Here is a 7339-nt window from a genome sequence, read left to right as displayed (position 1 = left end):
GGTCTCGAGGCTGGGGCTCGCGTGGACGTCCGCGCCCCAGATGCGCATGAGCGACCGGCGGTACGGCTTCTGCTCGTAGCTCACCTTCACCATGTACACCGTGCAGTCCAGCCCGAAGCAGTTGCACGCGAACGAGAGCGCGCTCCCCCACTGCCCCGCGCCCGTCTCGGTCGTCAGGCGCTTCACGCCCGCCTTCTTGTTGTAGTACGCCTGCGGGACCGAGGTGTTGGGCTTGTGGCTGCCGGCGGCGCTCACTCCCTCGTTCTTGTAGAAGATCCTCGCGGGCGTCCTGAGGAACGCCTCGAGCCGCCGCGCGCGCACGAGCGGCGTCGGCCTCCACAGCGAGTAGATGTCGAGCACCTCCTCCGGGATCGGGATCTCGGGCTCGGCCGAGACCTCCTGGAGGATGAGGTCCATCGGGAAGAGCGGCAGCAGGTCCTCGGGTCCGAGGGGCTTCCGCGTCTGCGGGTGGAGCGGAGGGTCGAGCGGCCTGGGCAGGTCCGGCGCGACGTTGTACCAGGCCCTCGGGATATCCTTCTCGCTCAGGATGATCTTCCGTGCGTCCATGCTTCCCTCCTAAGGAATCTCACCAGCCGCGCCTCGCAGAGTTCCTCGATGTCGCTCAGCGACGCCAGCGCCTCGGGGGCCGCGTCGTCGCCGAGCGAGATGACCATGACGGCCCGCTCGCCGACGACCTCCCGGCCCACCTCCATCCTCGATATGTTGAGACCCGCCCGCCCGAGCAGCGTGCCCACGCGTCCGACGACGCCCGGCTCGCACACCGCGCGCGCGTCGAACCAGCAGACGACGACAGTGCCGCTCGGCGGCAGGTCCACCTCAAACCCGTTGATCTCGGTCAGCCGCGCGCCCGCGCTGCCGAGGAGCGTCCCCGACAGCGTGCGCGCGCGCCCATCCGCGCCCCGCGCCGTGATAAGGCTCGTGTACGCGCCGCAGTCGGTCGTGCGCGACTCCGTCACGGCGATGCCGCGCCTCTTCGCGACCGCCCGGCCGTTCACCAGGTTGACCTGGTCTCCCTCGACCGGCTCGAGCAGCCCCTTCAGGAACGCCGACGCGGCCAGCTCGGTGCGGTACCGGCCCAGCTCGCCTCCGAACCGCACCTCGACGCCGCCGACCGGAAGCCCGAAGAGCTGCGTGAACGCGCTCCCCATAGCCTCGGCGAGCGGCAGGAACGGCCGCACGAACGCCATCGTCTCGCTGTCGGCGAGCGGCATGTTGATGGCGTACTTCGGCAGCCGCCCCGCGAGCGCTTCCACGACCTGCTCGGCGACTGTGGTGCCGACCCGCGCCTGCGCCTCCTCGGTGGAGCCGCCGAGATGCGGCGTGACGACGACCTGCGGGAACGAGAAGAGCGGGTGCGACCTGACAGGCTCGCAGTCGAACACGTCCACGCCCGCGGCCGCGACGCGCCCCGAGCGGAGCGCCTCCGCGAGCGCGTCCTCGTTCACGATGCCGCCCCGCGCGCAGTTGATGACGCGGACGCCGGGACGCGCGAGCGCAAGCTCGCGGGCGCCGATCATCCCGTAGGTCTCGTCGGTCTTCGGCGTGTGCACGCTCAGGTAGTCGCTCGCCTGGATGAGATCGTCGAGGTTCTCGACGCGCACCGCGCCGAACGCCTCGAAGCGCTCCAGCGCGATGTAGGGATCGTAGGCCACGACCTTCATCCCGAACGCGGCCGCCCGGACCGCGACCATCGAGCCCACGCGGCCCAGACCGACGATGCCGAGCGTCTTCCCGAAGAGCTCGACGCCGTGCCGGCCGGCCTTCGGCCACTCGCCGCCCTTGAGTCCAGCGTTGACCGCCGGGATGTCCCTCGCGAGCGCGAGCATGAGCGCGAGCGTGTGCTCCGCGGCGGAGACGATGTTGCTCTCGGGAGCGTTCACGACCATCACGCCGCGCTCCGTGGCGTACGCGACGTCGATGTTGTCAACGCCGACGCCCGCCCGTCCCACGACGCGCAGGTGCGGCGCGCGGTCGAGCAGCTCGCGGTCCACGCGGGTATGGCTCCGCACGATGAGGCCGTCGCACTCCGCCACGCGGTCGAGAAGCCGGTGCCTCTCGACGCCAAAGGCGGTCTCCGCCTCGAGCGAGGCGGAAAGCACGGCCATCCCATCGTCGGAGATGGGTTCGCTCACGAGAACGCGCACAGGTCACTCCCCCGGTCACATTCGCGAGAGGTAATCAGCAAGTGGTGTGCCAAGAAAGAGGCACCGCCGCTCGCCGACGGCGGTGCCCCTCTTGCGGTACATGCTCTGCGGCGTGCTACTCCCCGTCGTTCGGGTCGTGGACCGGTGCCGCCTGCGGCGCCGGGGTCTCGCTCACCGGCAGCGGCCTCTCCTCGCCCGCGCGATAGTCCACGCCGGCCGTCTCGGGCATGCCGTACGCATCCGGATGCATGTACGTGCCCCGCTCGTCCGCGGACTTCACGACCTCGACCTCGATCCCGTGCGCGCGCGCGTACGCGTCGTGGCGCACACCGGTCACCATCCACGACACCTTCATGCCGGGCTCGCCGCCCGCGATCTGGAACGCGTTCCCGGAGATCTCCTTCGCGACGTACACCGGCGCGAAGCCGCCGACGCAGGTGAGCTGATAGCGGAAGTCCTGGTTCAGCGCCTCGAACCAGTCGGGCAGCGTCACGGTCGCTTCGCCGCGGCCGTCGAGCACGGCGTTGCCCGTGTACATGTTGGCCATCTCGTCGCTCTCGACACAGGAGTGCTGGAGGTACTTGCCCGTCGGGTCGAGAGGGTGGTCGATCTTGAACGCCTTCGTCCCGGCCGTCAGCGTGCCGGTGACGTGCGCGTTCCCGGAGAAGTAACCGGCGTAGTTGGTCGTCCCGCCGGCGGCCTGCCCGAAGATGCCGTAGTTGTTCGTCCCGCTGGCTGCGTAGCCGTAGACGGCGTAGTTGCTGCCGGTGCCGCCGCTCACCAAGCCGTAGACGCCGCGGTACGAGTAAGAGCCCGTCGGCTGGACATAGCCCACGAGGCCACGATAGCCGCCCTGGAAGTACCCCCCCACGCCATGGTAGTCGACCGGGACGCTCTTGCCGTAGACGCCGACGGCGTCGACGGCGGCCGTGGTCGTGCACTCGCCGTGGACGGCGTGCGCCGCGTTGCTCGCCATGCTCGTCGTGAAGTAGCCGCCGTACTCAGTGGTGCTGGCCGCGCTGACGTCGCCGCTAAGCGTCGCGCCTCCCCCATCGATGCGTCCGTTCCCGTTCACCGCGAAGTCGACGACACCGCCGCGGTCGAACTCCACGTACTGGAAGTTGTCTGGCGACGCTGACGGCACGGTGATCTGCAGGATGTCGTTCCCGGCCGAAGGAGTGGATGTGCGGTTGATGTTGACGGCTCGCCCCAGGTTGGAGCCCGCATGCTCGACGTAAAGGGCCTCAGCGTTCGCCGCACTGTAGACACCCAGCTTGCCGCCGGGCGTCGAGGTACCGATGCCCACGTTTCCCGTGACGCCCGAGTACATGTTGCTGCCGCTGATGACCCAGTCGGCGTCGCTCCCGGCGGCCGCCTGCCACGTGCCGACGCCGGACGCGTCGGACGTGAGGACCCTGCCGGCTGCGGCGCCGGTCGACATCGCGAACCCGCCCGTCGTCACGGTCGAGTCCACGGCGATGCCCGTCCCGCCGATGAAGTGCGCCGCGGGGGCGCCGGAGTTCGTCGTCTCGGCCACGAGGGCCCCTCCCGCGTATCCCGACTGCGCGTAGATCGCCTCGGCGCTCGACGAGTAGAAGTGCCCCGCGCGGGCACCGCAGCGGCCGCTGGCGTAGATCGCTGTGTTCACCGGCGGCTCGCTGATCGACGGCGCGCACGCGTGGAAGGCGGCCGCGGTGCCGAGCCGGTTCGACACGAACAGAGCGGTGGTATCTCCGGTCGCCTCGTTCGTCACACGCGCGCCGGCGTTGCGACCCGTCTCCACGTCGAGCCGCGCGTCGGGCGTCGAGGTGCCGACACCGACGTTCCCAACCTCATGATGAACGTTGTCGCCGTCCACCTCCCAGCCGCCGCCCACCAGGTTGTCCGCGAACGCCGCGTGGGCGGCGTAGGGGACGCTTTCGAACGCGACGCGAGGAGTCAGCTCCGCGTCGTGCCCGATCTGGATGGAGAGCCAGTACGGAACAAGGAAGTCGAGCGTTGTGAGCGACACCACGCTCCCGAGGTGCGCGTTCATGATGCCGCCGGAGATGGGGATGAGCTGGGGTTCCGACCACAGAGCCGTGCCCCCCACGGCGACGTCGTAGATCCGGAATGTGACAGCGTAGTTGCCGTCGGGCACCGGGTTGCCGTCGTCGTCCCGGAGCACACCCTGGTAGCTGATGGTCTCGGGGATGTCCGCCATCGCCGTCGCGCAGAGAGCGACGACGAGGGCCGCGGCCGCGAACACGATCGCGCGTCTCATGGTCCTTCCCTCCCTCCCCGGCCGTGCCGGGCAAGCGGGTGACTCCAACGACCGATGTGACATCGAGAAATGGGCAGGCTGCCGGTCAGTCAGGCCCCCGACCGGACACAGTAGGATACCACATGAAGGCGATGATATCAGGAAGAGGGGCGGCCGCCCGAAGGTGGCCGCCCCCTGAAGCAGTCTGCGATGTCCTGCGCCGTCAGCGCAGCACGATGAGCCGCACCTCCTGGCGCTCGGTGGCGGTGCTCACTCTGGCGAAGTAGACGCCCGACGCGACACGCGCGCCGGATGCGTCACGGCCGTCCCACTCCACGGAGTGCGCGCCGCTCCCCTGCTCGCCGAGATCGACGACGAGGAGTTCCCTGCCCGTCACGCTGTAGATGGAGAGCCCGACCCGAGCCGGCTCCGACAACGAGTAGTTGATCGTCGTCCTCGACAGCACCGGGTTCTCCGTGGCCCAGACGGCGCCCATGCCGGCAAGCGTCCACCAAGCGTAGAGCGTCGCGTCCGCGTCGACGGTGTAGGTACCGCCGGCGGCGTACGGCGTGCCCGTGCCGTTCGGCTCCGTGTTCCATCCGACGAACAGGTAGCCGGTCCTGGACAGGAAGTGGCAGTTCGTTGCGAGCGTCAGCGGAACGCCGTGCGCCTTGTGCTGGCTCTCGGGCGCCGTGCCGCTCGTGTTGCCGTTCCCGTCGTAGGAGACGGTGTAGGCCGGCATCGGGAAGTACGGAGTCCACTTCGCGTACATCGTCGCGGACGCGCCCTCGGTGTACTGCGCGCCCTCGGCGTAGTCCGCGCCCGACCCGTCGGCGGCCGTGTTCCAGCCGGCGAACCTGAAGCCCTCCCTCGTCAGGCCGCCGATGTTCCTGGCAAGGGTCAGGTAGACGCCGCTGACGGCAGACTGGGAGGCCGGAACCGTGCCCGCCGCATGACCGTTGCCGTCGTAGGTGACCGCGTAGGTCTCGACTCCCCAGTGCGCGTAGAGCGTGTGGTCCGCGGCCGTGGTCACCTCGGTCTCGTCGGTGACCAGGTCGCCGCCCGTGGACTGGACCCCGTCGCCCGGCTCGGTGAACCAGCCGGCGAACAGGTAACCCTGCCGCTCGGTTCTCGCAAGCTCGCCGTAGAGCAGGCCGAGCACCACGACCTTGTTGACCGGGTCAGGCTCCGTGCCGCCCTGCGCGTCGAAGGTGACGGTGAACTCGTTCGCCGCCCATCGCGCGTGGAGCGTGTGGCTGGAGGCGATCGTCACGATGGACTCGGCGGTGACCTCCGTCCCGCCCTGCGGGGCGGTGAACCACCCCGCGAACTCGCTCCCCTCGCGCTCCGTCGTCGCCAGCGTGCCGTACGGCTGGTCGAAGATCACGACGATGTACTCGGGGTCGGGCGTCGAGCCGCCCTGCGCGTCGAAGGTCACCTTGTACTCCTCGGCCGTCCAGCGCGCGTAGAGCGTGTCGTCCGCGGCAACCTCGACGATCGTGATGGGCTGGACCTCCGTCCCGCCCTCGGGGTCGGTGTACCACCCGCCGAACCAGTAGCCGGTGCGACTCGTCGTCGCCAGGTCGCCGTACTCCTGGCCGAAGGTGACCCGCTTGGCCGCGGGGTCGGGATCGCTCCCGCCCTGCGAGTCGAAGGTCACCGTGTACTCGTTCGCCGTCCACTGCGCGTAGAGCGTGTGGTCGCCCGCGATCGTGACGATGGACTCGGACGTGATCTCGTCGCGCTCGGGCCCGCCGGTGAACCACCCGACGAACTCATAGCCCGTGCGACTGGTCGCCGCGAGCCTTCCGTACTGCTGGCCGAAGATGACCTGCTTCGTCTCCGGATCGGGGTCGGACCCGCCCTGCGCGTCGAAGGTCACCGTGTACGTGTTGGGCTCCCACTGGGCGTAGAGCGTGTGGTTCTGGGCAGTCGCGACGATGGTGCCCGCCGTGACCTCGTTTCCGCCGATCGACTCGTCGAACCACCCGACGAACGCGTAGCCCGTCCGGCTCGTGGTGGCGAGGGCCCCGTACACCGCGCCGTACGTCACCTGCGTGCTCGTCGGGTCGGGCTCGGTGCCGCCCTGCGCGTCGAAGGTCACCGCGTACTCGTTCGGCGTCCAGTGCGCGTACAGCGTGTGGTCCGAGGCGATGACGACGCGGGTCTCAGAGGTGATCCGACCGCGCTCCGGCTCGGTGTACCATCCGGCGAAAGCGTAGCCCGTGCGGCTCGTCGTCGCGAGCGTGCCGTACAGCGCACCGAAGGTGACGATCTTGCTCGCCGGGGTCGGGTTCGTTCCACCGGCCGCATCGAAGAACACCATGTAGTCGTTGGCGGTCCACTGCGCGTAGAGCGTGTCGTCCGCCGCCACGGCCACGATGCTCTCGGCCGTCACCTCGTCGCCTCCGCCCGGCGCGGTGAACCAGCCGTCGAACACGTAGCCTTCGCGGTCCGTCGTGGCGAGCGCTCCGTACGCCTGCCCGTACGTCACCTGCTTGGTCTGCGGCACGGGCGTCGTGCCGTCCATCGCGTCGAACGTCACCGTATACTCGTTCGCCGTCCACTGCGCGTAGAGCGTGTCGTCGGCGGCCACGGCCACGATGCTCTCGGCCGTGATCTCGTCGCCACCCGTCGGCTCGGTGAACCACCCGTCGAAGGTGTACCCGGCCAGGCTCGTCGTCGCGAGCGTGCCGTACAGCGAACCGAAGGTGACGATCTTGCTCGCCGGGGTCGGGTACGTCCCGCCGGCCGCATCGAAGAACACCATGTAGTCGTTGGCCGTCCACTTCGCGTAGAGGCTCAGCGCGGCGTTCGTGGTGTAGGACGCGCCCTCGGCGTAGTTCGTGCCCGAGCCGTTGGCGGCGGTGTTCCACCCCGAGAGCGTGTAGCCGGTCTTCTCGAGACCGCCCGTGTTGGTCCGCAGCGTGAG

At 69.5% G+C, this 7339-nt stretch carries 4 protein-coding genes; all 4 read right to left on the bottom strand.

Translation table 11 applies throughout. The annotated features are described in order from the left end of the window. Positions 1-567: pyridoxal-phosphate dependent enzyme (locus tag FJY74_09070; protein MBM3308464.1), on the bottom strand; the 567-nt coding region annotated here is incomplete at its 3' end. Beyond that, positions 543-2126 carry a phosphoglycerate dehydrogenase gene (locus FJY74_09065; protein ID MBM3308463.1) on the bottom strand — a complete coding sequence of 528 codons (1584 nt, stop codon included), beginning with the start codon at positions 2124-2126 and terminating at the stop codon, positions 543-545. The genes FJY74_09070 and FJY74_09065, both read right to left, overlap by 25 nt. Before the next feature lie 154 nt (positions 2127-2280). Then, positions 2281-4428 carry a hypothetical protein gene (locus FJY74_09060; GenBank protein MBM3308462.1) on the bottom strand — a complete coding sequence of 716 codons (2148 nt, stop codon included), beginning with the start codon at positions 4426-4428 and terminating at the stop codon, positions 2281-2283. Positions 4429-4630: 202 nt separating this feature from the next. Continuing rightward, positions 4631-7339 (bottom strand): InlB B-repeat-containing protein (locus FJY74_09055; protein MBM3308461.1); only part of this gene is annotated, 2709 nt, incomplete at its 5' end.

The organism is Candidatus Effluviviaceae Genus I sp., from assembly GCA_016867725.1.
GTDB lineage: Bacteria > Joyebacterota > Joyebacteria > Joyebacterales > Joyebacteraceae > VGIX01.
Note: the sequence above shows the minus strand (reverse complement) of the source record. Positions and strands in the feature narration are given on the sequence as shown.